Annotated in this window: 23 protein-coding genes and 1 riboswitch; of the genes, 6 read left to right on the top strand and 17 right to left on the bottom strand. The window is 72.8% G+C overall.

Annotated features, from left to right (window positions below; translation table 11 throughout):
- Positions 1-21: 21 nt before the first annotated feature.
- Together ASG49_RS04380 and ASG49_RS04375 are read right to left on the bottom strand one after the other, a co-directional pair.
- Positions 22-822 carry an ABC transporter permease gene (locus tag ASG49_RS04380; RefSeq protein ID WP_056537531.1) on the bottom strand — a complete coding sequence of 267 codons (801 nt, stop codon included), beginning with the start codon at positions 820-822 and terminating at the stop codon, positions 22-24.
- Positions 819-1,802: an ABC transporter ATP-binding protein gene (locus ASG49_RS04375; RefSeq protein WP_082533772.1), complete on the bottom strand. Its 984-nt coding sequence runs from the start codon at positions 1,800-1,802 to the stop codon at positions 819-821. The genes ASG49_RS04380 and ASG49_RS04375 overlap by 4 nt, the downstream gene beginning before the upstream one ends.
- A gap of 123 nt (positions 1,803-1,925) precedes the next feature.
- Between ASG49_RS04375 and ASG49_RS04370 the strand changes: the two genes are divergently transcribed.
- Positions 1,926-2,849, top strand: a complete 924-nt coding sequence (locus tag ASG49_RS04370; protein WP_156384181.1) for a hypothetical protein — start codon at positions 1,926-1,928, stop codon at positions 2,847-2,849.
- A gap of 10 nt (positions 2,850-2,859) precedes the next feature.
- On the opposite strand, the gene ASG49_RS04365 is transcribed toward ASG49_RS04370, so the two are convergent.
- Positions 2,860-3,225 (bottom strand): hypothetical protein, encoded by a 366-nt coding sequence (locus tag ASG49_RS04365; protein ID WP_056537525.1) that lies wholly within the window; start codon positions 3,223-3,225, stop codon positions 2,860-2,862.
- A gap of 67 nt (positions 3,226-3,292) precedes the next feature.
- Between ASG49_RS04365 and ASG49_RS04360 the strand changes: the two genes are divergently transcribed.
- Positions 3,293-3,742, top strand: coding sequence for a hypothetical protein (locus ASG49_RS04360; RefSeq protein ID WP_056537522.1), 450 nt, complete (start codon positions 3,293-3,295; stop codon positions 3,740-3,742).
- A gap of 11 nt (positions 3,743-3,753) precedes the next feature.
- Here the strand turns inward: ASG49_RS04360 and malQ are convergent, their stop codons facing one another.
- Together malQ and ASG49_RS04350 are read right to left on the bottom strand one after the other, a co-directional pair.
- Complete coding sequence (gene malQ, locus ASG49_RS04355; protein WP_056537520.1) at positions 3,754-5,175, bottom strand: 4-alpha-glucanotransferase; 1,422 nt, start codon at positions 5,173-5,175, stop codon at positions 3,754-3,756.
- A gap of 68 nt (positions 5,176-5,243) precedes the next feature.
- Positions 5,244-5,555 carry a hypothetical protein gene (locus ASG49_RS04350; RefSeq protein WP_056537517.1) on the bottom strand — a complete coding sequence of 104 codons (312 nt, stop codon included), beginning with the start codon at positions 5,553-5,555 and terminating at the stop codon, positions 5,244-5,246.
- 184 nt (positions 5,556-5,739) lie between these two features.
- Positions 5,740-5,913: riboswitch (cyclic di-AMP (ydaO/yuaA leader) on the top strand.
- Position 5,914: 1 nt separating this feature from the next.
- On the opposite strand from ASG49_RS04350, the gene ASG49_RS04345 reads away from it, so the two are divergent.
- Positions 5,915-6,244, top strand: a complete 330-nt coding sequence (locus ASG49_RS04345; protein ID WP_056537514.1) for a transglycosylase family protein — start codon at positions 5,915-5,917, stop codon at positions 6,242-6,244.
- A gap of 41 nt (positions 6,245-6,285) precedes the next feature.
- Here the strand turns inward: ASG49_RS04345 and ASG49_RS04340 are convergent, their stop codons facing one another.
- The 5 genes from ASG49_RS04340 to ASG49_RS04320 form a co-directional block, all read right to left on the bottom strand.
- Positions 6,286-7,758 (bottom strand): hypothetical protein, encoded by a 1,473-nt coding sequence (locus ASG49_RS04340; protein WP_056537511.1) that lies wholly within the window; start codon positions 7,756-7,758, stop codon positions 6,286-6,288.
- Positions 7,759-7,816: 58 nt separating this feature from the next.
- On the bottom strand, positions 7,817-8,743 hold the full coding sequence (locus ASG49_RS04335) for a hypothetical protein (protein ID WP_056537508.1): 927 nt from the start codon (positions 8,741-8,743) through the stop codon (positions 7,817-7,819).
- Between the two features lie 96 nt (positions 8,744-8,839).
- Positions 8,840-9,637 carry a hypothetical protein gene (locus ASG49_RS04330; RefSeq protein WP_156384180.1) on the bottom strand — a complete coding sequence of 266 codons (798 nt, stop codon included), beginning with the start codon at positions 9,635-9,637 and terminating at the stop codon, positions 8,840-8,842.
- Between the two features lie 84 nt (positions 9,638-9,721).
- Positions 9,722-10,939 carry a threonine synthase gene (locus ASG49_RS04325; RefSeq protein ID WP_056537503.1) on the bottom strand — a complete coding sequence of 406 codons (1,218 nt, stop codon included), beginning with the start codon at positions 10,937-10,939 and terminating at the stop codon, positions 9,722-9,724.
- Positions 10,861-12,222: a HupE/UreJ family protein gene (locus ASG49_RS04320; protein ID WP_056537500.1), complete on the bottom strand. Its 1,362-nt coding sequence runs from the start codon at positions 12,220-12,222 to the stop codon at positions 10,861-10,863. Before ASG49_RS04320 ends, ASG49_RS04325 begins: the two co-directional genes overlap by 79 nt.
- A gap of 182 nt (positions 12,223-12,404) precedes the next feature.
- Here ASG49_RS04320 and ASG49_RS04315 point away from each other — a divergent pair, with 182 nt between their 5' ends.
- A complete protein-coding gene (locus tag ASG49_RS04315; RefSeq protein WP_056537497.1) occupies positions 12,405-12,989 on the top strand; it encodes a hypothetical protein in 585 nt (194 codons plus the stop codon).
- Between the two features lie 5 nt (positions 12,990-12,994).
- Here the strand turns inward: ASG49_RS04315 and ASG49_RS04310 are convergent, their stop codons facing one another.
- Together ASG49_RS04310 and ASG49_RS04305 are read right to left on the bottom strand one after the other, a co-directional pair.
- A complete protein-coding gene (locus ASG49_RS04310) occupies positions 12,995-14,245 on the bottom strand; it encodes an amidohydrolase (protein ID WP_056537494.1) in 1,251 nt (416 codons plus the stop codon).
- 26 nt (positions 14,246-14,271) lie between these two features.
- The gene (locus ASG49_RS04305; RefSeq protein ID WP_056537491.1) at positions 14,272-15,798 is read right to left on the bottom strand and encodes an AbgT family transporter; all 1,527 of its coding nucleotides are present in this window, start codon (positions 15,796-15,798) and stop codon (positions 14,272-14,274) included.
- Positions 15,799-15,990: 192 nt separating this feature from the next.
- On the opposite strand from ASG49_RS04305, the gene ASG49_RS04300 reads away from it, so the two are divergent.
- A complete protein-coding gene (locus tag ASG49_RS04300) occupies positions 15,991-16,770 on the top strand; it encodes a GAF domain-containing protein (protein WP_056537488.1) in 780 nt (259 codons plus the stop codon).
- Positions 16,771-16,846: 76 nt separating this feature from the next.
- Entirely contained in the window at positions 16,847-17,002 is a 156-nt protein-coding gene (locus ASG49_RS18510; RefSeq protein ID WP_156384178.1) for a hypothetical protein, read from the top strand.
- 583 nt (positions 17,003-17,585) lie between these two features.
- Here the strand turns inward: ASG49_RS18510 and ASG49_RS04295 are convergent.
- The 5 genes from ASG49_RS04295 to nrdR all read right to left on the bottom strand — a co-directional run bounded on the left by ASG49_RS04295 (position 17,586) and on the right by nrdR (position 24,031).
- A complete protein-coding gene (locus tag ASG49_RS04295) occupies positions 17,586-18,053 on the bottom strand; it encodes a Mov34/MPN/PAD-1 family protein (protein ID WP_056537485.1) in 468 nt (155 codons plus the stop codon).
- On the bottom strand, positions 18,050-19,780 hold the full coding sequence (locus ASG49_RS04290; protein WP_056537482.1) for a ThiF family adenylyltransferase: 1,731 nt from the start codon (positions 19,778-19,780) through the stop codon (positions 18,050-18,052). Before ASG49_RS04290 ends, ASG49_RS04295 begins: the two co-directional genes overlap by 4 nt.
- A gap of 233 nt (positions 19,781-20,013) precedes the next feature.
- Positions 20,014-20,154, bottom strand: a complete 141-nt coding sequence (locus ASG49_RS19035; protein ID WP_200936194.1) for a hypothetical protein — start codon at positions 20,152-20,154, stop codon at positions 20,014-20,016.
- Positions 20,155-20,502: 348 nt separating this feature from the next.
- Positions 20,503-23,427: a vitamin B12-dependent ribonucleotide reductase gene (locus ASG49_RS04285; RefSeq protein ID WP_056539762.1), complete on the bottom strand. Its 2,925-nt coding sequence runs from the start codon at positions 23,425-23,427 to the stop codon at positions 20,503-20,505.
- Positions 23,428-23,515: 88 nt separating this feature from the next.
- On the bottom strand, positions 23,516-24,031 hold the full coding sequence (gene nrdR, locus ASG49_RS04280; RefSeq protein ID WP_056537479.1) for a transcriptional regulator NrdR: 516 nt from the start codon (positions 24,029-24,031) through the stop codon (positions 23,516-23,518).
- Positions 24,032-24,310 lie beyond the last annotated feature (279 nt).

Genomic DNA, 24,310 nt, shown 5'->3' with positions numbered 1-24,310 from the left:
GCGGCGGGGGTCCGACGGCCCTCAGGCCCGGGGCTCCCAGCGCAGCGAGCGGCGGGCCAGCAGCACGGCCAGCGCGGTCCAGGCGACCAGCACGAGCACGGGCTGGGTGGCGGCGCCCCAGGTCTGCAGGAACGACAGTGACGCACCCCCGGAGTCCTGGGCGAACCACGCCACCCGGAGCAGCTCGTTGACGGCCGCGCCGGGGAGGAGCTCGATCCACCGGTGCAGGTCCTCGGGGAAGGCCGGCAGCATGAAGCCCAGGAAGGCGAGCAGGATGATCGGGCCGCTGGTGAGCTGGGCGGCCTCGGCGTTGCGGGTCCAGGCGGCGGTCCACAGCGCGAACGCCGCGAAGGTAACGATCGAGAGCAGCACCCCGAGGAGCAGCAGCAGCGGGTTGAGCGGCAGCTCCAGCCCGCCGGCGAGCGCGACCGGGACGCAGATCACGGCCACCGCCAGCACGATCGCGGCCCCGGGGAGCGCCATCGAGACGAGCAGCTCGCGGTCACGGACCTCCCCGGTGCGCAGCCGCTTGAGCACCAGCTCGTCGCGGCGGGTGACGAACATCGAGAGCAGGTTGTAGTAGCCGGGGAAGGTCAGCGCCATCACCAGCGTGGTGCCGATGGCAGCCACCCCGGCGTTGACGTCGCCGCCGCTGCGCTCGGCGGTGAAGAGCAGCACGAGCGGGAAGAGCGGGAGTGCGAAGGCGTAGAGCATCGTGGTGCGGTTGCGGACCATCAGCGTCCAGTTGCTGCGGCCGAGGCTGAGCGTGCGGCGCAGGCCGGCGTGGCGGGGCCTGGCGGCGGGAGCGGTCGTGGTCGTCATCGGGCGTCCTCCAGGACGGCGTCGTGCTCGGGGTGGGGGTGGGCGGGGTGGGGGTGGTCGGCGACGCGGTCGCGCTCGGCGGCGACGTCGAGGAAGACCGACTCGAGGCTGGCGGTGCGGGCGCTGAGCCGCTCGAGCACCACCCCCCGGTCGCGGGCGGTCACCAGCAGCTCGGTCAGCGCCGGCTGCAGGTCGGCGACCCGCAGCACGGTCAGCTCGCCGTCCTGGTCGCGGTCGCCGTCCGGGAGCGGCAGTGCGTGGTCCGGCGTACGGAAGGAGATCTGGGAGGGGTGGTCGGCCACGATCTGCGCGACCGTGCCCTCGCGGACGATCTCGCCGGCCCGCATGATCGAGACGCGGTCGGCCAGCGCCTCGACCTCGTCGAGGTAGTGCGTGGTCAGCAGCACCGTGGCGCCCTGCTGGCGCAGGTCGCGCACCAGCGCCCAGACAGCACGCCGGCTCTCGGGGTCCAGGCCGGTGGTGGGCTCGTCGAGCATCACGACCTCGGGACGGCCCATCAGCGCGCAGGCGATGTCGACGCGGCGGTGCTCGCCGCCCGACAGCCCACGCATCCGCACGTCGGCCCGGTCGGTCAGGTCGAGCAGCGCGAGCGACTCCTCCACCGGTCGCGGCGAGGTCACCGTGGCGGCCCACATCCGCAGGGTCTCGCGGACCGTCAGGTCGCCCACGAAGCCGCTGCGCTGGAGCAGCACCCCGGTGCGGCGGCGTACGGCGGGACGGTCGGTCACCGGGTCGAGCCCGAGCACCCGCACCTCCCCCGCACTCGCGGGCGCCAGCCCCTCGACGACCTCGAGCGTCGAGGTCTTGCCGGCGCCGTTGACGCCGAGCAGGGCGTGGATGGTGCCGGGGGCGACGTCAAGGTCGATGCCGCGGACGGCCTCGAAGGCGTCCGCGCCGGTGCCGTAGCGACGCCGCAGGCCCCGGATCGAGACGGCGGGCTGGTCTGCTCTCGTGGTCATGGCTCCACCCTGCTGGCAGCGGCGCCCGGCCAGTAGTGCCAGGCGTCACCGGTCGACGGGGGTCGATCACGGACCCGCGATGACATCTGTCATGTCGGAGTCGCGTCGTGGGAGCGTGGGCGGGTGGGAGTCCTCGTGCGCCGGCGGGCCGTCGCGCTGGTCGCGGCGCTCGCGCTGCTGGGCGGGTGCGGCGGCTCCCCGGACGCGTCGTCGTCCCCCGACGCCTCCGACCCCGCCGCCCCCTCCGGACGCCCGTCTCCCGGCCGCACCGTCACGGCCCGTCCGGACCCCCTGCCCGCCGGGGTGCGGCTCTCGTTCGTGCAGCAGCGCTTCGACGAGGGCACCCGGCGGGCCGGCGTGCGGGTGGCCAACGGGGAGCCCCGTGCGATGCGGGTGGTGTCGGTGGGCGTCGACTGGGCGGCGTACCCGCTCCGGCTGCACCGCGTCGACTACGACGTCCCGGGGCGCAGCGTGGTCGACCTGCGCTACCTGCTCCCCCGCGCCGCCTGCGCCCCTGCGGCAGGCCGCGACCGGCCGACCGGCGTCGCCGTCGTCCGCGAGGGCGGCCGGAACCGCACGCTGCGTCGACCGGTGGACGCCGAGGGCCGACGCTTCCTCGACCGGCTGTGGCGGGCCGACTGCGACGCCCGGACGCTGCGACGCGCCGTCTCCGTGTCGTACGCCGACCGCTGGACCCGCGACCGCACGGCCGGCGACGGGCTCGCGGCCGCCCTCGACGGCTCCCTGGTGCTGCGCCGTCGCGGCGGCACCCAGCCCGTGCGGGTCGACCAGGTGCAGGGCTCGGTGCTGATGGACCTCACGCTGACCGGGCCCACCACGCTGCCCGCGGACGCCGATGGTGCCGCGCTGCCGCTGCGCCTACGCCCCGGACGCTGCGACGAGCACGGCCGCAGCCAGAGCACCCAGACCTTCGTGTGGCGGGTGTGGCTCGCGGTCGGGGACGCCGAGCCCCGCGCACGGGTGGTCAGCCCCACCCCCGCGCAGCAGGACCGCCTGCTCGCGTTCCTCGACGAGGCGTGCGGGTAGCGGCCCGGGCTCAGGTGTGCACGGGCGCCCAGAACAGGGCGACCGCGATGTCGAGGACGCTCAGCCCCAGGAGCGCGGCGTACACGCCCGTGCTGATGCGCGGCCTCCGCACGTGGGCCATCGCGAGCCCGAGCACCACCAGGCCGACCACCAGCTTGACGCCGATCTTGGCGTGGTCGACCGGCTCGTCGCCCGCCTCGAGCACCCCCACCAGGAGCAGGCCGGCGACGACGGCGGTGCCCGCCCCGTCGCGGACCAGCCAGGTGATGCGGCGCTCGGGCTCGCGCAGCTGTGCCAGCAGACCGCCGACGAGGGCGACGAAGCCGAGGACGTGCACGAACAGCAGGACCAGTCGCAGGATCTCCGCGAGCGGCACCGTACCGATGCGGAACTGGCCTGTGGACGACGCCCCACGGGCCCGTCCCGCGGGGCAGCCTGGGCCCATGACACCGCGACCACCCGACCCCGACCACCTCCGCGCCGAGCTCGACCGCCTGGTCGTGAGCGGGCAGCAGGACCTGCAGCGGCTCTGGGAGCTGCTCATGGCGCCGCTCGGCTTCGCGACCCGATCGCTGTGGGTGACCTTCCTCGATCCCGACGGCCGCCCGCTCCCCCAGCTCCTCGAGATCGGCGAGCTGCCCGACGAGGCCCCGGACGAGGGCGTGCAGGGACTGTTCGAGCTCCTCACGCACGCGCTGGGCGAGGGCCTCGACGGCCTCGGGGTCGCGTTCCTCGTGGTGCGCCCCGGCCGGGCCGGCCTCGTCGACGACGACCGCCGGCTCGCCCGGGCGCTGCTCACCGGCGCGCGCGGGGCCGGGATCCGCTGCCACCCCGTCCACGTCGCCGACGACGTCCGGCTCCTGCCGGTCACGCCCGACGACCTGGCGGCCTGACGGCGCCCGAGTCAGTCGCCGGGGAGCCGGTCCGTCTCCTCCACGACCGACCGGAGCCGGGCGGCGAGGTCGGGGGTGAACGAGCCGGGCTCGGCCCGCCAGCCCCAGTTGCCGGTGGCGGTGCCGGGGGTGTTCATGCGGGCCTCGGAGCCCAGGGACAGCAGGTCCTGGGCGGGTACGACGGCCAGGCGGGCCGTGGAGGTGAGCGCCAGGTGCACCAGGGCCCACGGCATCGGCTCGCCGGCGGGCAGGTGCCGGCGCACCCGACGACGGGCGTTGCGGTCGAGCTCCGACCACCAACCGAGGGTGGTGTCGTTGTCGTGGGTGCCGGTGTAGACGACGGAGTCCTCGCCGTGGAAGCGCGGGAGGTAGGGGTTGCCGCGCCCGCCGTCGAAGGCGAACTGCAGCACCTTCATCCCGGGCAGCCCGGCCGAGGTGCGCAGCTCGTCGACGGCCGGCGTGATCACGCCAAGGTCCTCAGCGACCAGGGTGCCCTCGCCCGCGGTCTCGACGAGCGCGGCCAGCACCTCGTGGCCCGGCCCCTCGACCCAGGCGCCGTCGCGAGCGGTCGGGGCGTCGACCGGCACGTGCCAGGCGGCCTCGAAGCCGCGGAAGTGGTCGATGCGGACGAGGTCGAACAGCTCGCGCTGCCGGGCGATCCGGCGACGCCACCAGCCGAAGTCGTCGGCGGCCATCGCCTCCCAGTCGTAGTGCGGGTTGTTCCAGCGCTGCCCGTCGGCGGCGAAGTAGTCCGGCGGCACGCCCGTCACCGTGGTCGGGCGCCCCTCGGCGTCGAGCCGGAACATCGCGCGGTCGGCCCACACGTCGGCGCTGTCGGGCGCCACGAAGATCGGGAGGTCGCCGAAGGTCAGCACCCCGCGCTCCGCGGCGTACGTCGTCAGCGCGCGCCACTGCTCGTCGAAGACCCACTGGTCGAGCCGGACGGCGTCGAGACGGTCGGCGTGGGGGGCCAGCGCCTCGGCGACGGCCGCCGGCTCGCGGTCGCGCAGCCCGGGCTCCCAGGTCGTCCACGGGGCGCGGTCGTGCAGCTCGCGCAGCACCGTGAACTCGGCGTACGGCTCCAGCCACGCGGCCTGCTGCTCGCACCACGCGTCGTGCTGGCTGCGCTGCTCGGCGGACAGCTCGGCGAGGGTGCCGAGGCCGTGCTCACGCCGCAGCTCGGCGCTGATCAGCAGCGGGTTGCCGGCCATGGCCGAGAGCGAGTTGTAGGGCGAGGCCTCGTCCTCGTGCACCGGCACCAGCGGCAGCAGCTGCCACACGCTCGCACCGGCGTCGGCGAGCCAGTCCACGAACTCGTACGCCGAGCGGCCGAGGTCGCCGCCCGGCAGCGACGTGACGTGCAGCAGCACGCCCGCGCGACGGCTCCCGAGCGGGGACGGAGCCGCCTCGTGGAGCTCCTGGGCGTCGGTCATGGCTCTCCCGGGGACGGCGCGACCCGGCGGCCGCGTGCTCGACGAGCCTAGTGGCCGAGGAGCGACCCTCAGCCGCCGGTGACGAGGTCGAGCACGGGGGCGTGCTCGTGGGCCGCGGCCAGCACCGCGGCGTACCGCTCGCTGGGCTCGGGCCCGCTCAGCCGAACGTCGAACCGCACCTCGCCGTCGACCCCGAGCACCGGGCTGACTTCGACGCCGTCGACCCGCACGCCCAGCCGCGCCGCGCAGTGACGGTGCCAGGACTCCTGCCAGGAGACCAGCCCGGCGAGCGCCTGCCGGAGAGCCGGGCCGTCGGTCGGGGCGGGGGTCGGGGCGTGGGTCTGGACGGCCGGGCTGTCGAGCAGGGCGGTGTGCGTCACGAGGACCTCCTGGGGAGCGGGCTTCCAGAGTAACTCTAGTGAATCACTCTTGTTAAGAGTCTCGACCCGCGATCTCGCTCCGCACCGGAGTAGTACGTCGGTGCCGTGACCGACCACCCGCTCGTGCCAGCGACAACCTCCTCCCCGCAGGGTTAGGGTGTCTCGTCCCGCGTCGCGGGGCGTCCCCCCGCGACCGCCGAGTCCTGCCCGCGCGGGGGGTCTCGATGACAGCTCGGGCAGGAGCGGGGAACCCAGGTTTCCCGGACCGCACCGCGGTCCTCGGGGTGAAGTCACGACAGTGACCGGGCTCTCCGGCCCGAACCCGACAGCTAACCTCGCAGGCGCGTGGAGGAACCCTCATGCGCAAGCTCGTCCTGTCGCTGCTCGCTGCCCTCGTCCTGATGGCCCCGGTGCTCACCGGTCCCGCCGCCGAGGCCGCGACCACGCGCACCTGGAACCGGATGGCCCACTGCGAGTCGACGAGCCGGTGGCACGTCAACACCGGCAACGGCTACTACGGCGGTCTGCAGATCAGCCCCCGCACCTGGCGTGCCTTCGGTGGCGCACGCCTGGCCTCGCTGCCGCACCGCGCCACCAAGACCGAGCAGATCCGCGTGGCCGAGCGGATCAAGCGCTCGCAGGGCTGGGGCGCGTGGCCGCACTGCTCGCGCGCCATCGGCGTGCGCTGACCCGACGCAGCGCCGGCTGACGCCCGTCCCCCGGTCGGGCGTCAGCCGCGGGCGGCGCCGTACCCCAGCAGCGCGGCGAGGCCGAGCGCGCTGCGCGGGGCGTAGGCGGTGCGCCACAGCCCGCCGTGGCACGCGGCGTACGCCTCGTCCTGCCAGGGCTGCTCGTGACGCGGGCCGCCCTGGGTGTGCAGGTCGTGGACCAGCAGCGCGGCCATCAGCACGTTGGACGTCGCCGGCTCGAAGACCTCGACGCCGAAGCGGTGCGCCCCGGCGTACGCCGCCGCGAGGGCACGGTTCTTCACGACCGAACGGGTGCGGGTCGGGGGCGCGACGTTCATCGACACCGTCACGCCGTCGTGGCGTGCGACCGTGGCGCGCCAGCGCTGCACCCGCTTGGCCAGGGCGTAGTTGGGGCCCTGCTGCGGCACGAGCGAGTCGTTGACGCCGGGGTCGGAGCCGGCGACGTACTGCCGGCGGAGCAGGCGCCCGCCCGAGAGGGTGCGCAGCGGCCGCCCCAGCGTCTTGGAGCGGCCCGACCGGCTCTCGTAGGCCGCCGTGGAGTGCGCGACCGCCTCCCCCGGCACCACGAACACGTCGGTGGGCGTGGCCAGGAAGCCCAGCGCGGTGTCGCCACGGTCGGCCATCAGCCGGCGGCTCAGGTCGTCCACGGCGGTGCTGACCCGGGTGTTGGTCGCGCCGTCGGCGTAGACGTAGTTGCCGACGACCAGCGTGCCCGGTTGCTCGGCCAGCCACCGCTCGATGGCGGGCACCTGCGCCAGCAGGTCGAGGCCGGCCACGTCGTCCAGGGCGCGGCCGTCGTCGTCGTGCAGCGTGGGGACGACGACGGTGCCGGCCCCGTTGCGGGCGAGCGTCAGCACGCGCTGCCAGATGTCGGGCCGGGGCAGGTCGACGGCCGCGACCCGGGCGCCCCACCGCACGAGCGAGGGCAGCGGACCCATCTCGGCGCCGGCCCCGAGGACGGCGACCGTGTGGCCCTCGAGCCGCAGCCAGTCGGGGTTGTCGAGCACCCGGTCGACGGCCTCGGCGACACTGGGCTCCACCACGCCGCGCTCGACCCAGCCGCCCAGACGACGCCGGATGCCGGGCCCGCGCAGCCGCTCGCCGTGGTAGGGCAGCACCAGCTCGCGGACCGCCTCCCCCTCGCCGGCGACCTCGACCGAGCGCACCGCCGCACCGTCGTCGGGCCAGTCGGTGAGCGTGCGCTCCTGCCCGTCGGGGTCGACCACGCGCATCCGACGGTGGAGCGAGTCCAGGCCGTCGCGGGCCACCGTCACCGCCGCGTCGGGCCCGTCGAGGCCCGCCTCGACGAGACGCCGGAAGTGCGGGAGGTAGCCGGTGCGCCACGCGGTCTCCTGCTCGGCCGCCCGAGCCCCGGTGGGGTCGACCCCGCGCAACGCGTCGGCCACCACCCCCCGGCCCGTGCGTGACGTGCTGCGCCTGCCCTCGTCGTCGGCCGGGAACACCAGGCCGTGCTCGTCCACCACGTCGATCATCCTGCACCATCGCCGGCAGCCGGTGGGACGTCCCGGTCCGTCGCGGAGCGGACCCGCGTCAGCCCGGGTCGTCGTCGGTGCTCTCCTCGAGGGCGTCGAAGAACAGCGACCCGCCGACGCGGTCGGCGAGGTCGACCGCCAGCTCGTTGAGGGAGTCCGAGAGCGACTCCAGGACGCCGAGCACCTGGTGGGCCACGAACGGGTCGGCAGGCAGCTCGTAGGAGGCCAGCACGAGGTCGTCGGCGAGCTGGAACTTCAGCATCGGGGTGCGCCGGTTGAGGATCTCGACCTCGAGCCGGGCGCGTCTGGTGTCGGAGACCTCGCAGACCACGTGGCTGAAGAAGCGCAGCGTGGGCCGGTCCTCGAGCACGCGGATCCAGATCGGCACCACCCCGGTGAAGACAGGGAAGTCGCCCTCGTCGTCGCGCCTGACCTCGGGACCGTAGGACGGGGCGAGCGCCTGCGCGACCAGCTCGAGCAGCTCACCGCGGGACCCGGCCTCGCGCGCGACCTCGGCGAGCCAGCCCGCGTCCCCCGGCCCGGAGCCCGCCTCGACGAGGAAGTCGGGGTGCACCACGCCGAACGCCATCCGCAGCGTGTCGGCGAGGACGGTGCAGAGCGCGGAGAGGTCGTCGACGAGGGCCCCGCACCACCAGGCCGGGTGGGCGAGGTGGTCGGGCGCCTCCCAGCCCAGCGAGACCAGCCCGCGCTCGACGTCGGCGGGGACCCGGCCGGCGGGCCCCCACCCCTCGGGCCCGGACGTCGCGGACCCCGAGGTCTCCGACCGGGACCTCTCGGGCTCGCGCACCTCGGCCATGACCAGCTCGCCGAGACGGCTCAGCACCACGCGCGGGCCGGTGTCCTGGTCGAGACCGGCCGGGCAGACCACCGCGAGCTCGCCCTCGAGGTGCGCCAGCCGGGCGCCGAGGTCGCGCTCGAACTGCTGCCAGGACCGCTCGACCACGTCGTCGAAGCTCGGGCTCACCCGACCACCCCCTCTGTCGTCCACCTCAATGTAGGGGGCGGCACCGACACGGGGCGTGACCGTCGGCGTGCGCGTACGCCGCGCGGTCGTCGGGGGTCAGCGCTGGCGGTCGTAGAGGTCGCGCATCGTCTTGCCGGCCATCTCTACGTCGGGCGCGGAGGCCGAGAAGAAGGCGAACAGCACCTGGTCGGGCTGCTGGTCGTCGTCGCTGTCGTAGTTGCGGGCCATGACCATCGGCGTCAGGCCCCGGTCGTCGGCGGGCGCGTCGAGCCACCAGGTGCGGTCGTCTAGCTGCCGCAGCCGGCCCACGAGCGGCGCGAAGGAGCCGGCGTACCTCTCCAGCGACGCCTCGTCGGCGATCGCGCAGGGCGCCGGGCAGGCGTGGGTCTCGATCCGGCCGACCGTGGGCGGGTCGTTCCTCGGCTTCGGCGGGAAGCTACCGCCCTCGTCGGTGCACGCCCAGCGGCTCGACGTCGCCGTCGCGTCCATCCGGGCGCACCCCCAGTGGTCGGGCCCGCGGAACGAGTCGGCCAGCCCCTCCAGCTCGAAGACGAAGGTGTCGTCGCCGTCCTGCCACTGCTCGGCGAGCAGCGGGACGTCGCCGGGTGGGGCCGTCGCGGTCGACCCGCCGTCCCCGGAACCGCCGTTGTCGCCGGACCCGGAGCCGGGGTCGCGGTCGCCCGAGGCGACGGGGGCGTCGTCACCTCCGGTGGCCTGCAGGTCTCCCACGACCCGCACCACCAGCACTCCGACACCGACGACGCCGGCGAGCAGCACCACGACGAGGCCCACGACGAACACCTTGAGCCCGGTCGAGGCGCGGCGTCGCGGCACCGGCGGCGGCTCCTCGCCCGGCACCCACGGCGGTGGTGGTGTCCCCTGCTGCTGCGCCATGCTGCCCCCGATCGGCGTCTGACCCGTCGGCCCAGGGTAGTGAGGCCGACGGCCGGGTGCCGGCGCTTTGCCCGAGCCGCCCGGTCAGCGGGCGGGGACCACCCCGTCGCGGGCCAGGGTGGGGACGTCGACAGTGACGGTGTCGGGGTACTTCAGGCCGGTGCCGGTGTTGAGCACGACGACCTGCTCCTGCTCGCCGATCCACCCGCTCTCGCGCAGCTCACGGGCCGCCGCCATGCAGGCCGCACCCTCGGGACAGATCCAGGTGCCCTCGGCGTGGGCCAGGGCGGTGGTCTCGGCGAGGATGGTCTCGTCGCTGACCGCGATCGCCGTGCCGCCCGACTCGCGCACCGCCTCCAGCACCAGGAAGTCGCCGAGCGCCTTGGGCACGTTGATGCCGAAGGCCAGCGTGTGGGTGCCCTCGACGAGGGTGCTCTCGGTGAGGCCGGCGTGGAAGGCGTCCACGATCGGGGCGCAGCCGGTGGACTGCACGCACACCAGCCGCGGCAGCTTCTCGCCGATCCAGCCCAGCTCCTGCAGCTCGCGCATCGCCTTGTGGATGCCGATCAGGCCGACCCCTCCCCCGGCCGGGTAGAGGATCACGTCGGGCACCTCCCACCCGAGCTGCTCGGCGATCTCGTAGCCCATCGTCTTCTTGCCCTCGATGCGGTAGGGCTCCTTGAGCGTGGACACCTCCTGGTAGCCCGGGCGCTGCTCGACCGCCGCCTTGACCAGCGCCCCGGCGTGGTTGATCAGGCCGTCGACGAGGTAGAGCTCGGCACCCGCGACCACGCACTCGCGCCGGGTGATCTCGGGGGCGTCGACCGGCATCACGATGAGCGAGCCGATGCCGGCGCGGGCGGCGTACACCGACCACGCGGCGCCGGCGTTGCCGTTGGTCGGCATCGCCACGGCCCGTACGCCCAGCTCGCGGGCGCGGGAGACGCCGACGGCGGCGCCGCGGGCCTTGAACGAGCCGGTGGGGACGAGGCCCTCGTCCTTCATCAGCAGCCCGGGAACGCCGATGGAGGCGCCGTACGCCGGCAGCGGCAGCATCGGCGTCATCCCCTCGCCCAGGGTGGTGACGTGCGCGGGGTCCCGCACCGGCAGCACCTCGTGGTAGCGCCAGAGGTCGTGCGGCCGCGACGCGACCTCCTCCTTGGTCAGCCCCGCCCGGACCTCGTCGAGGTCGTAGCGCGCCAGCAGCGGCTTGCCGGCGGCACTCACCCCCTGCACCTGGTCGGCGTCGTGGCGCTCGCCGGTGGCGGAGCACTCGAGGTGGGACAGCGAGGAGTAGGGCACGGGTCCTCCGGGGGAAGCGGCGTCAGGGGCCCGGTCACCGTAACGAGGGCCCCGGCCGCCCACGCCAGCACGGCCACCCCGGCGAGCGCGACCGGCACCGTCCACAGGTGGGCCACGACCGCGTCCTCGACCCCGGCGAACGGGTCGGCCCGCACCCCGAGCCGGTCCAGCGCCCACGCCGAGGCGGCGACCAGGGCGACGACGGCGCCGGCGGTGCGGAGCGCGGCGTACGACCGGGTCCGGGAGGCCAGGTAGAGCGACGGGAACACCAGCAGCACGACCAGCAGCTGCGCCAGCTCGATCCCGAGGTTGAACGCCAGCAGGGCCAGCACCGACGTGCGGCCCTGCAGGCCGAGGTCGGTGAGGATGCCGGCGAAGGCGAGCCCGTGCACCAGCCCGAACCCGCCCGCGATGAGCTGCTCGCCGCGACGCACCAGCGGCCGGAGGGCGTGCACAGCGGAGACCCCGACCGAGACCGCGATCAGCACCTCGACGGGCGTGGAGGGCGGCGTCACCCACCCCAGTGCGCAGGCCAGCAGCGTCACCGAGTGGCCGACCGTGAAGGCGGTGACCACGCCGAGGACCGACCGGAGGCTGGGGCGTACGCCGGGTCGCGGCCGCCACCCACCGGCCACCGCGGCCGCCGGCGCGACCAGGAGCAGGGTCACCAGGAACAGCAGGTGGTCGGCCCCGGACAGCACGTGCTCGAGGCCGAGGTGGACCATGTCGGCCACCCCGACCTCGGCGGCCTCGCCGATCCGCAGGGTGCCGTGCGTCGCGTCCAGCACCCCGGGCGCGCTGATGTCACCGGCGGCGTCGGTCAGCACGACCACCGCCTCGTGGGTCGCGTCGGACTCCACCACCGCGTCGTAGGCGAGCACGAAGGACGACGGGTCGGCCCCGGCGGTGTCCCAGACGACGTCGAGGCTCACCGACTCGATGCCCTCGACCGTCTCGACGGTGGGCTGCGACCAGGACTCCGCCCACGTCGTCCCGTCGGCACCCGTGGCCGCGACGTGCTCGGCGAGGTAGGCCACCACCTCGTCGGCATGCGTGCCGACGTCGGCGGCGGCCCCGAGGTCGGCGTCCACGGCCGCGTCCAGGGTGGCCAGCGCGACGGTCACGGTGGCGTCGGCGCCGTCCTCGCCCAGGTGCACCGAGACGGTGCTGCTGTCCAGGCTGTGGGCCTCGGCGGCGGCGGGCACGAGCAGCACCCCGGCGGCGGCCAGGCCGGCGGCACCGGCCAGGCGGGCGAGCCCCGGGCGGCGGCGTACGTCGGTCATGGCGGAGAACCTGACGCCCGCGCCTGTGCGCCACGTGTGTCCGCCCTGTGGGTCGTCGAGGGCCCGGGGGCTCACACGGGACGCACAGGTGGCGCACACCCCGGTCGTGGGCGGGGTCGGCACCGTCCTGCTCGCCGGCACCGATCGGCGTACGCCTCCCACGACCCAGAGACGAGTCCCCCATGACGCTCCGACGCACCCTCGCCGCCCTCGTGATCACCCCGCTCCTGGCCACCGCGGCCGCGTGCGGCGTGTCCGCCTCCGACGGCGACACCGCCGCGACCGGCACCACCACCGCCTCCGGGACCACCGCCCAGGACGCCACCGACTCCGGCCGCGGCCAGGGCGGCGGCCAGGGCGGGCCGGGCGGCACCGACGTCAGCTCGGTGACGACGCAGGAGCAGCTCGACGCCCTGGTGCAGGAGGCCTACGGCGAGGCCTCCCTCGGCCTGCACCGCGGCCACCAGCCGATCGAGTCGGTGCTCGACGAGGTGCTCGGCATCACCCACGACGAGCTCCACGTCCGGATGGAGGAGCAGGGCCAGAACCTCGCCGCCGTGGCCGAGGACCTCGGCATCGACCCGCAGACGCTGGTCGACGCGCTCGTGGAGCTCGACAGCCCTGCCGTGGACGCCACGCTGGCGGCCGGGAACATCACCGAGACCCAGGCAGCGGCCTACGAGGACGCGCTCGCCGAGGCGTTCAGCTGGCGGATCAGCTGGGACGGCCAGGAGCAGACGCCGACCTTCTCCGGGGTCGACGCCTGAGCCGCTCAGCCCGCGCGCACCAGCCGTTCGAGCAGGTCGAGGCCGTGGGCCAGCGCCCGCTCGTCGACGTCGAAGGCGGGGTTGTGGTGCGGCGCCGGGTTGTCGGCGCCGACCATCACGTAGCTCCCGGAGCCGCCGTGACGCTGCACCTCGGCGAGGAACAGGCTGGCGTCGTCGCTGCCGCCCATCGGCCCGAACGTCTCCGCGGTGAGGCCGAGGTCGGCGGCGTGGCCGCGCAGCGCGTCGGCGACCGCCTCGTCGGACTCCATCGTGGTCGAGCCGCCCGTCGGGGTCACCGTCACCTCGCACCCGTACGACGCCGCAGCCCCCTGCAACGCCGCGGTGACCCGTGCGGTCATCTCGTCCTGCACCGCGGCGTCGAGGGCCCGTGTCTCTGCGGTCAGCTCGGCCCACGCCGGGATGATGTTGACCCCGTCGCCGGCGCGCAGGGTGCCGACGTTGACCCGGGTGTCGGTGGTCGACCAGCGCGGCTGCGCGAGCACGGCGAGCGTGCCCGCGGCCGCGGCGGCGAGCGCGTTGCGGCCGTCCTGCGGCGCGGCCGCCGCGTGCGAGGCGACGCCGGTGAAGCGCGCCCGCAGCTTGGTGGTCGCGAACGCGCCCACGGCTCCGCCGACGACGTGCCCCAGCGGCAGGTCGAGGCCGAGGTGGAGCGCCACGAACCGGTCGACGCCCTCGAGCGCCCCGCCGGCCAGCATCGCCCGGGCGCCGCGGCCACCCTCCTCGGCGGGCTGGAACAGGAACCTCACGGTGCCGGCGAAGTCGGGGTCGTCGCGGAGGCGCTCGGCCAGCCCGAGACCGATCGCGACGTGGCCGTCGTGGCCGCAGGCGTGCATGCCTCGGGCGAAGGTGGAGCGGAAGCCCTCGCGGGCCGGGACGTGGCCGGCCTCCTCGGACTCCACGATGGGCAGCGCGTCGGTGTCGAAGCGGAGCGCCCAGGTGGGTCCGGGCCGGCTGCCGGTGACGTCCACGACGAGCGCGGCGCCGTCCCGGCGTACGGCCTCGACCCAGGTGGCGTCGGCCCCGGTCGCGACCGCACGCTCGGCGTCGCCGTCGAGGGTCGCGTCGTCGGGGTAGTCCACGATCCCGTCGCGCTCGAGGACACCGCTGCCGGTGCGCGGCTCGAGGCCGAGCCCGGTGAGGACCTCGGCGACGCGGGCCGTAGTGCGCACCTCGCGGAACGCGGTCTCGGGGTGGGCGTGGATCTCGCGGCGCAGCGCCACGACGTCGAGCGTCACGGTTCTCCTCGGGGTGGGGGGACGGGTCAGTTGTCGGGCAGGCGGATCGGCATGCCGGGGCCGACGTCGGTGCCGGTGACGTAGAAGACCGCCAGGGCGGCCAGCCACACCACGAGGAAGACGGGCACGAAGACCGCCATCCGGGCGATCAACGCCCCGAAGGTCAGGCTCGGCTCGTAGCGGCGGGCGAAGCCCAGCAGCACGATCAGGTAGGGGTTGAGCGGGGTGATGACCTGGGTGACCGAGTCACCGATGCGGTACGCCGCCTGCACGAAGCCCGGCTCGAAGCCGAGCAGCGCGAACGTCGGCACCATGACCGGCGCCATCAGCGCCCACATCGCCGATCCGGAGGTGATGAAGAGGTTGATCACCGAGGCGATGAGGACCAGCCCGACGACCGCGCCGAAACCGGTGATGCCGACCGCGTCGAGCCCCTCGGCCAGCTCCACGGCCACCACCGTGCCCAGGCCGCTCCAGGTGAAGATCGCGATGACCTGCGCCGCGATGAAGATGAAGACGACGTAGCCGGCCAGCCCGCGCATCGCCTCGGTCATCATCTCGGGCACGTCCGAGGCCCGCTCGACGACGCGGGTGACGACCCCGTAGGTGATGCCGGTAGCCAGGAACAGCAGCGCCAGCATCGGCACGATGGCGTCGAGGAACGGGGATGGCACCAGGTCGCCGCCCTCGCCGCGCAACGGGCTGCCGGGCACCAGCCAGCCACCGAACGCCGCCGCCAGCAGGAGCACCCCCACGACGGTGGCGGCGACCAGGCCGCGGCGCTCCCGGGCGTCGAGCACCCCCGTCTCGTCCTCGTCGGGCCGCTGGAACGCCGGCAGCCGCGGCTCGATGACGCGGTCGATCAGGAAGCCGCCGGCCAGCGGCAGCAGGATGCCGGTGGCGATCGAGATCCACCAGTTGCTCGCGATGGTGACCGGGGTGGTGTCGAGGTCGGAGACGATCTCGGCCGAGGAGGTGGTGATGCCGGCCAGGAGCGCGTCGAGGGAGCCGATCAGGATGCCGCTGGCGTAGCCGGCCGTGGTGCAGGCGAACGCCCCGAGCATGCCGGCGAGCGGGTGGCGGCCGGCGGCGAGGAAGACCAGGGCCGCCAGCGGCGGGATCACGATCATCGAGGGGTCGGACATCACGTGGCCCTGCGCGGCGACGAAGGCCACGACGTACGGCAGCACCGACCGCGGCGCCCGGGCGAAGACCGCCTGGACGGCGGCCTTGAGCAGGCCGCTCTGCTCGGCCACCCCGACCGCGAGCAGCATCACCAGGACGTTGCCGAGCGGCGGGAAGGACATGAAGTTCTCGACGAAGCTGGTCAGGAACCAGGCCACGCCGTCGGGGGTGAGCAGCCCCTGCACCGCGGTGGCCTCGTCGGAGCCCGGCACGGTGACCCGGACGCCGACCAGGTCGAGCGCCGTGCTGGCCACCGCCACGACCGCGAGCAGCCAGGCGAACAGCACGAACGGATGGGGCACCTTGTCGCCGACGCGCTCGACGGCGCCGAGCACACGGTCGAGCCGCGTCGTGGTGGCAGTGGTCATCGTCGCTCCCCGAGTGGTGGTGGACGCGAACCCGACCGCGTCGATCGACTCGCACGAGTTTGCCACCGCAGGCGCGAGGGTGTCGGACGGGGTTCGAGGGTCGGGACGGGCCGCGTCCGGCGGGGTGCCCGCGCGACCCCCCCGACTGTCCGAGGCGGCTGTGATGATGTGGCCCTCGGGAGGAGGACGACGATGACGCAGCGCGACGAGGGTGACGAGACCCGCGGGCGGGCGACGGCCTGGCTGCTGGTCGCGCTCGTGTTCGCCGTCGTCTCGCCCGTCACCGCAGCGCTCTCCCGGTCGGCCACCGACCTCTGGTTCACGTTCCTGGTGGTGACCCAGGCGGTGGCGACGGGGTTGGCCTTCGGCATCCCGCAGTGGCGACAGCTGGTGGCGAGCCGCCGGGAGGCCACGGCGGAGGAGCGCGAGATCGACGTACGCGTGGAGACGCGGGTGGCGATGAACGACGCCCTCGACCCGGTGCTGCGGCTGCTCGGCCAGCTGGCCCTCGAGGACGACCCTGTCCTGCGTGACCAGCGACGGGCGCAGGCCATCCCGCTCGTGCTGCTGACCGCGGCGGAGTTCATCGGCCCCGAACGCGCCCGGGCGTGCTGGTTCCGGCTCGAGGCCGGCCCCCCGATGACCCTCGAGCCCGACTCGGCCGCTGGACGGGCCGGTTCGCCCACCACGACGTTCGTCGCGGGCACACCCGCCGGCGACGCCGCCATCGGTCTGGTCCTGGCCGACGAGGACCTCCTGTGCGTCGACCTCGAGGCCGCTCCCCCGCCGGGGTGGGACCAGGCCAAGGACCGTGACTACCGCTGCTTCATCTCGGTCTCGGTCATCGCCGGCGACACGGCGTACGGGATGCTCACGCTCGACGCGGTCGAGCCGGACAGCCTGGACGCCGAGGACAAGGCCCTGCTGCGGCTGATGGCCGGCGTCCTGGCGGTGGCGCTCAGCATCCCCTGAGCGGGGATGTCGGTGGGTTGACCTAGTTTCGGACGTGTCACTGAGGCACACTGGACAACGGAGAAGGAGGACGATCGTGGCCATCAAGATCCCGGGCAAGCGCCTCGACGAGCGGGTCGAGCAGATCCTGCGCGACCCCAAGGCCTACTTCGAGCGGGCCCGCCAGACCGCCCGCGCCGAGGTCCGCGCCGAGCGTCGTCAGGCCGACCGCCAGCTCCCCCGACCCGCCTGACCCGACCCGACCAACGCGTCGGACCGGCGGCACAGCCGAGCCCGACCTGTCCTGGCTTCCTCCGCGATGCCCGGCAAGCGCGTCCAGGCGACCTCACGGACCAGCTGGCCCGACTCCCGCACCAGCCGGACGTGGTGGCCGAGAACGCCGGACCTGCTGCTGGACCTCAGCTGTCAGATGTCATCCAAACGTCACTCCAAATGTCACCTGGCGGTCCTACAGGTCTCTGAACTGGGCTTTCGTGACGCTCCAGCAACGAGGGTGTGGCACACGGACGTCTGCGAGCGCTCACTCGTCTGGGCGCCGTCCCCCACGACGTCCTGCGCTCCACATGGCGTGCTCACCTGGCTCGGCGTGGTCTCGAACTCGGCCAGGTCCGACTCTTGCAGCAGGCGCCGTGCCGCCGGCGCTCGAAGTCGTTGACCAACGATCAGCAGGTCACCGCCGCCGAGCTGGTCAACGCGGGTCTTCTCGTGCGCACGCCGTCGGGCGGGACGACCCTGTCCGACGAGGTGCGCTACTCGTTGCTGCTCGTCTGACGACGCGGACAGCTACCGCTGACGCGGAGTAGTCGGCGCTCGGCCTAGTGCATGACCTGAAGGCGGCACGGCACGGGGCGTCGGTAGCGGCCCGGTAGCTCCCACACCACCAGGCGGCCGTCCTGGGGGTCGTCATCGAAGGCGAGTACGGCCATCAGCGGCTGCGGCTGGCGGGCACCCTTGGCCCGCGAGATGCCACGCAGCGTTCGAATGTCGCGACGGCTCAGCGTGGTGCTCCCGCCAGGATGGGTGTGCCAGTCGCCGAGGTAGGTCGTCGTCCGACCGCTGGCCGCGTAGGTCTTCGCGACCTGACCCTGTTGCCACTGGGCATCGGGGCGGAAGGTGAACCGTCCGTGGCGGGCGGCGGGTCCCGGACCCACGACATCGGTGATCACGATGGCGCCGTCGTTGCGGTACCCCAGGAGCATCCCGCCTGTCTCCTCGTCACGATGCCGGGCAGCCTCACCCACCAGCTCGACGAGACCCGCCGGCTCCAGCCAGGCGGTCGTCACCCGTGGTTGGGGCACGCCGGGTGCCTTTCGAGCTCGTGTCCTTCCCAGGTGGGGACCGTCAGCCTTCCGTCGTGATCACGTAGCCGCAGCGTCATGACGTCGAAGGGGTGGCGGTCCGCCTCCCCCGTCTCCGTGAGGTACGACGTCGCCATCCGGACGGACTCCGCCGCGATCGGGGCCAGGTCGAAAGCCGTGCCGACGTACGTCGGCGCACCGCACCCGGGCGGCTGGATCTCGCCGTCGGGGTCGCTGAGCAGCGTGGGGATGGTCTGGTCGTTGACGTGATGCATCCAGCACATCCAGCAGACCTCGCCGCCCGGTCGCTGGAGGCCGACCAGGCCCGACCACACGCCGTACTGCGCGTCGGCGCGCATGTAGGCGACCCCGTGGTCCCGAGCTTGAACCGAGAGGTAGTGCTGCACCGATCGGTTGGCGGTGGCGTCTACGACCAGGTCGAGGTCAGGCAGCCGCCTCACCAGGTCCCCATGCTGGTCGCCAACACTGTTCGCTTGCTGGCCCATGCTGCCGCGGGTGTGACCGACGCGGGCACCGAGCAGCTCAAGCCTGGTGTGAGCCTGGGTGTCGAGGACATCGTGGGCGAGCGCCACGGCCTTCGGGACGCCGTCCATGGCCAATGCTCCCGCCCACCGCACCGCGGTGTCGGCCTCGACCACGTCGGGGTCCCACAGGACCAGCTCTGCCGGGGAAGTCTGGGCTAGCAGCCGAACGATCTGTGAACCCAGGCCTCCGAGCCCTGCGACCAGGACACGTCTATCTTGTATGGGCGCCAACGCAGGCGCGCGCCGCGCGAGGTCGTCTGGGCCGACGCGAACGACGCGCTGGAATGTGGGCGGGATCGTTTTGGGTTTCCCCCGTCGTTGGGCGCGGACAAGGACCCAACCCCATCCCAGCTCGCGATGACCGACCTCCTCGGGGAAGGTGACCAGGAGCTGCGTGACCGCCCCGCCGCTCTTCTTCTTCCCTGCCATCACCGCGGGCCGGACCACCTCCCACGCTCTGGCGGCCTCCTCCCACCAGGCGGCAGGATCGGTCCCACCGGGGGCAGACGCCAGCCTGACCCACGGGATGGTTTCCTCCCGCCCGGCGGCGTAGATCTCTCGAGCAACCTCGCCAAGGTCGCGACCTGCCACGTGCTGGCCACCAAGGTCGGACCTGACCAGCGCCAACCACTTGAAGCCGTTGTACTTGCCCAACGGCACGCCCTCGATGAACCCGGCGGACTCCGACTCCGGCGGCTCGAGCGTGGCATCCCACAACACGGACTGCCTCGAATCCTCGTACTGCAGGTACTGGGTCCAGGGTTCGGCCTGCTGCACCTCCAGCGCCGGGGTCGCTTCCGAGGAGGACGAAGCCCGCTGTGCCGCCAGGAACTTCGGCCACTGCTCGCGCAGGAGCTGAGCCAGGGTCATGCTCGGCTTCCAACCGCCGTCCCCGTCTCGCAGGAGGCAGTACTGGCCGGTGTCCGGGTGATGGTGGTAGCGGTAGCCGCGGTCAGGGCCGGTGACGAACGGCGGGAAGTAGGGGTAGGCGTCGGGGAACGCGCACATCCAGGTGTGGGTGTCGCCCTCGATCGTGCCGGACACCTCCAGCCTCAGCAGGTGCTCGTCCTGACGCGCGCTCTCGTCGACGGTGCAGGAGAGGCCCGCCGCCTCCAGCGCGTGGAGTTCGCGCTGGAGGAGGTCAGGGTTCTCCTCGAACCAGGCCACTGCCTAGGCGACCGGGCGGTCGCCGGGAGTGTCGGGCGGGTCGGCCGGCCCCGGGGTCGGGGGCTTGGGCGGGTGCTCCGGGTGCTCCGGGTGCTCCGGGTGCTCCGGGTGCTGGGGGTGCTCGGGCTTAGCCATGTTCGGATCTCCGTACTGTGAGCGATGCACCTGCCACCGGTTGGTGCCAGGTGGTTGAACCGAGGGCCGGCCCCGCCGCTGCGGCGGGGCCGACCTCGTCAGCGACCGCGGCGCTTGGGCGACTGCGCCAAGGCGCTCCCAGCGGCCGTCTTGCTGGCCTTGCTGGTACGCCCGTCGCGCAGCACCTTGCTGGCCGCCTTGGCGGCCTTCGCACTGGTCTGCTTGGGGTTCTTCGGCATCTGCTCCACCTCCCTCCGTGCCGTCTTGCGTTGGTGGCACGGAGGGTGGTGTCATACGGGTTCCTACACCGCGTACGGACGATCACCGTCTGTGCCCACGAAGGCCCGGCCCTGCCGGGCCTTCGTGCTTTTCCCGGACCGGTTGGCCCGAAGTCCTACTCGATCACGCCCCTCTGACATCTCAGGGCCTGAGCTTGAAGCACACCGACCCGGCCCCCATGTCGGGAGCCGGGTCGGCATCATCAGGTCGGGGTATCACCTCGGAAGGTGATACTCATACCTTCTGGCACAAGCGCAATCGCTGCCATCAGACGCAACTCACACGTGCCATTCTCGTGCAACTCGACATCAGCTGCAGCCGCTGGTGGAGCCGCAGCCCTCGCAGACGTAGCAGGAGCCGGCCGGGCGCATCTTCGTGCCGCAGGTCATGCACAGCGGCGAGTCGACGGCCGTGCCGGTGATCTTCTCCAGGAGCTCGGCCGAGGTGCGGGCCTCCTGCGTCGTCACCTGGGCGGGGACCTGACGAGCCTCGGCACCGTGGGTGTCCTTGGTCTCGAGGTCGTCGGCACGGTCGTCGTGGTCACGCCCGGTCGCCTTGGCCTCCACGACGGCGACGGTCGGCTCGGCGAGCAGCTCGCCCGACCCACCGGTCTCCTCGAGCGGCTCGTAGGAGCCGGTCTCGAGGTGACGCTGCCGCTCCTCGGCGGAGTAGATGCCGAGCATCGAGCGGTCCTCGAAGGACAGGTAGTCCAGCGCCAACCGGCGGAAGACGTAGTCCATCAGCGACTGCGACATCCGGATGTCGGGGTCGTCGGTGAGGCCGGAGGGCTCGAAGCGCAGGTTGGTGAACTTCGAGACGTAGGTCTCCAGCGGGACGCCGTACTGCAGGCCGATCGAGACCGCGATCGAGAACGCGTCCATCACGCCGGCCAGGGTCGAGCCCTGCTTGCCGAGCTTGAGGAAGACCTCGCCGAGCTCGCCGTCGTCGTGGGCACCGGAGGTCATGTAGCCCTCGGCGCCACCCACCGTGAAGCTGGTGGTCCGCGACGCGCGGCTCTTGGGGAGGCGCTTGCGGAACGGCTTGTGGACCTCGACGACCTTCTCGACGACCTCGGGAGCGACCGTCGCGGTGGACAGGCCCTGGTCCTTCTTGGAGGACTCGGACTTGCCGTCGGACAGCGGCTGACCGACCTTGCAGTTGTCGCGGTAGATCGCGGTCGCCTTGAGGCCGAGCTTCCAGCTCTGCAGGTAGACGTCCTCGATCTCCTCGACCGTGGCCGACTCGGGCAGGTTGACCGTCTTGGAGATCGCGCCGGACAGGAACGGCTGGCAGGCCGCCATCATCCGCACGTGGCCCATGGGCTTGAGCGCGCGGGCGCCCATCGCGGTGTCGAAGACCTCGTAGTGCTCGGTCTTGAGGCCGGGCGCGTCGATGACGTGACCGTTCTCGGCGATGAACTCGACGATCGCCTCGATCGACTCGGTCTGGTAGCCCATCTTCTTCAGCGCCCGCGGGATCGTCTGGTTGACGATCTGCATCGAGCCGCCGCCGACCAGCTTCTTGAACTTGACCAGCGAGAAGTCCGGCTCGATGCCGGTCGTGTCGCAGTCCATCATGAAGCCGATGGTGCCGGTGGGCGCGAGCACGGAGGCCTGCGCGTTGCGGAAGCCGTTCTTCTCGCCGAGCTTCTGGACGTCGTCCCAGACCTTGGTGGCCAGCTTGTGGACGCCGGCGTCGTGGACCCCGAGGGTGCGCACGACGTCGTTGGCGGCCTGGTGCTTGCGCATGACGCGCTTGTGGGCGTCGGCGTTGCGGGCGTAGCCGGCGTAGGGGCCGACCACGGCGGCGAGCTCGGCCGAGCGCTTGTAGGACTGGCCGGTCATCAGCGAGGTGATGGTCGCGGCCATCGCGCGGCCGCCGTCGGAGTCGTAGCCCAGACCCATCGCCATCAGCAGGGCGCCGAGGTTGGCGTAGCCGATGCCGAGCTGGCGGTAGTTGCGGGTGGTCTCGCCGATGGGCTCCGTCGGGAAGTCGGCGAAGCAGATCGAGATGTCCATCGCGGTGATGATCAGCTCGACGGCCTTGGCGAACAGCGGGGCGTCGAAGGTGTCGTCGTCCTTGAGGAACTTGAGCAGGTTGAGCGAGGCCAGGTTGCACGAGGAGTTGTCGAGCGACATGTACTCCGAGCAGGGGTTGGACGCGGTGATGCGGCCGGTCTCGGGGTTGGTGTGCCAGTCGTTGATCGTGTCGTCGTACTGCAGGCCGGGGTCGGCGCAGGCCCAGGCGGCCTCGCTGATCTTGGTGAACAGCTCGCGGGCGTCGACGCTCTCGATGACCTCGCCGGTGTCGCGGGCACGCAGGCCGAAGGTGGTGCCGTCCTCGACCGCACGCATGAACTCGTCGCTGACGCGGACCGAGTTGTTGGCGTTCTGGTACTGGACGGAGGTGATGTCGGCGCCGCCGAGGTCCATGTCGAACCCGGCGTCGCGCAGCGCCCGGATCTTGTCCTCCTCCTTCATCTTGGTCTCGACGAACTCGACGATGTCGGGGTGGTCGACGTCGAGGACGACCATCTTGGCCGCGCGACGCGTGGCGCCACCGGACTTGATGGTGCCCGCGGAGGCGTCGGCGCCACGCATGAACGAGACCGGGCCCGAGGCGGTGCCGCCGGAGGAGAGCAGCTCCTTGGAGGAGCGGATGCGGGAGAGGTTGAGGCCGGCGCCGGAGCCGCCCTTGAAAATGAACCCCTCCTCCTTGTACCAGTTGAGGATCGAGTCCATCGAGTCGTCGACGGAGAGGATGAAGCACGCCGAGACCTGCTGCGGGCTGGGGGTGCCCACGTTGAACCAGACCGGGGAGTTGAAGGAGAAGTACTGGTGCACGAGCAGCCAGGTCAGCTCGTGCTCGAAGACCTCGGCGTCCTTCTCGCTGGCGAAGTAGCCGTGGTCGCGGCCCGCGGCGGTGTAGGTCTTCACGACGCGGTCGACGAGCTGCTTGAGGCTCCACTCGCGCGCGTCGGTGCCGACAGCGCCGCGGAAGTACTTGGTCGTGACGATCGTGGAGGCGTTGACGCTCCACGTCGTGGGGTACTCCACGCCGCGCTGCTCGAAGACGGTGGCGCCGGTCTTCCAGTTGGTCTGGACGACGTCGCGTCGCTCCCAGGTGAGCTCGTCGTAGGGGTGGACCCCGGGCGTCGAGAAGGTCTGCTCGATCTTCAGGCCGCCCTTGCGACGTCCCCGTGCTGTGCCGGTGCTGCTCACCGTTTCGGTCATGTCCCGTGCTCCCTGGTTGGTGGTGCTCATCTGGTCTTACGTGGTGGCCCCGCGCGCTGCTTCCCCACAGCGCACGGGGCTGATCGGGTCAGCCCGTGGGCTGAGGGGTCGCGACCCGTGAGGCGGGGTCGGACCCAGTCAAGCCGTCACCACCGACAACCGAGGCGGCGCGCAGCAGCGCGATCTCGCTCTCGAAGTCGTCCGCGCAGGTGAAGGACTTGTAGACGCTGGCGAAGCGGAGGTAGGCCACCGCGTCGAGCGCCTTGAGGGGCGCCAGGATGGCGAGCCCCACCTCGTGGGCGGGGACCTCGGCCCAGCCGGCGGCGCGCAGGTCGTTCTCCACCAGCTGCCCCAGGCGGGCCAGGTCGTCCTCGGAGACCGGCCGGCCCTTGCAGGCCTTGCGGACGCCGGCGACGGCCTTGTCGCGGGTGAAGGGCTCGGTGGCGCCACTGCGCTTGGCGACCATCAGCTGCATCAGCTCGACGGTCGAGAACCGGCGCTCGCAGGTGGGGCAGGTGCGGCGGCGGCGTACGGACGAACCGTCCTCGGCGACCCGGGAGTCGAGGACCCGCGTGTCGGTGCTGCGGCAGAAGGGGCAGTGCATGGCGGACCTCCCTCTAGGTGTTCAACCTGTGTGCTGGGCTGTGGATTCCGTGTGGACGACGGGGGTTCGCTGTGCGTAACCCGACCTGTCCTGTGGGACTAGATGTGGATAACTACATCCGTGTAACTACTAGATGTAGGGGAACCGTAGACCCGGCTGCGGACGACGTGCAACCAGGCGGGCCGATCGATCCTTCGGACCCTCGTCGGCCGCGCCGTTACCGCAGGTCAGGGCCGCAGACGTTCTCCGAAAACAGTGGGCGGCCCAGTGACGGAGGGC

The organism is Marmoricola sp. Leaf446 (assembly GCF_001424755.1).
In the GTDB taxonomy this organism is placed as follows: Bacteria; Actinomycetota; Actinomycetes; order Propionibacteriales; family Nocardioidaceae; genus Marmoricola.
Note: the sequence above shows the minus strand (reverse complement) of the source record. Positions and strands in the feature narration are given on the sequence as shown.

What these genes read in the sequence shown, in the direction of transcription:
- ASG49_RS04330 (WP_156384180.1), bottom strand. Translation starts at nt 9,637, where the DNA reads ATGGCGCAGCAGCAGGGGACACCACCACCGCCGTGGGTGCCGGGCGAG.
- ASG49_RS04340 (WP_056537511.1), bottom strand. Translation starts at nt 7,758, where the DNA reads ATGATCGACGTGGTGGACGAGCACGGCCTGGTGTTCCCGGCCGACGAC.
- ASG49_RS04315 (WP_056537497.1), top strand. Translation starts at nt 12,405, where the DNA reads ATGACGCTCCGACGCACCCTCGCCGCCCTCGTGATCACCCCGCTCCTG.
- ASG49_RS04360 (WP_056537522.1), top strand. Translation starts at nt 3,293, where the DNA reads ATGACACCGCGACCACCCGACCCCGACCACCTCCGCGCCGAGCTCGAC.
- ASG49_RS04380 (WP_056537531.1), bottom strand. Translation starts at nt 822, where the DNA reads ATGACGACCACGACCGCTCCCGCCGCCAGGCCCCGCCACGCCGGCCTG.
- malQ (WP_056537520.1), bottom strand. Translation starts at nt 5,175, where the DNA reads ATGACCGACGCCCAGGAGCTCCACGAGGCGGCTCCGTCCCCGCTCGGG.
- ASG49_RS04285 (WP_056539762.1), bottom strand. Translation starts at nt 23,427, where the DNA reads ATGACCGAAACGGTGAGCAGCACCGGCACAGCACGGGGACGTCGCAAG.
- ASG49_RS04300 (WP_056537488.1), top strand. Translation starts at nt 15,991, where the DNA reads ATGACGCAGCGCGACGAGGGTGACGAGACCCGCGGGCGGGCGACGGCC.
- ASG49_RS19035 (WP_200936194.1), bottom strand. Translation starts at nt 20,154, where the DNA reads ATGCCGAAGAACCCCAAGCAGACCAGTGCGAAGGCCGCCAAGGCGGCC.
- nrdR (WP_056537479.1), bottom strand. Translation starts at nt 24,031, where the DNA reads ATGCACTGCCCCTTCTGCCGCAGCACCGACACGCGGGTCCTCGACTCC.
- ASG49_RS04375 (WP_082533772.1), bottom strand. Translation starts at nt 1,802, where the DNA reads ATGACCACGAGAGCAGACCAGCCCGCCGTCTCGATCCGGGGCCTGCGG.
- ASG49_RS04345 (WP_056537514.1), top strand. Translation starts at nt 5,915, where the DNA reads ATGCGCAAGCTCGTCCTGTCGCTGCTCGCTGCCCTCGTCCTGATGGCC.
- ASG49_RS04320 (WP_056537500.1), bottom strand. Translation starts at nt 12,222, where the DNA reads ATGACCGACGTACGCCGCCGCCCGGGGCTCGCCCGCCTGGCCGGTGCC.
- ASG49_RS04305 (WP_056537491.1), bottom strand. Translation starts at nt 15,798, where the DNA reads ATGACCACTGCCACCACGACGCGGCTCGACCGTGTGCTCGGCGCCGTC.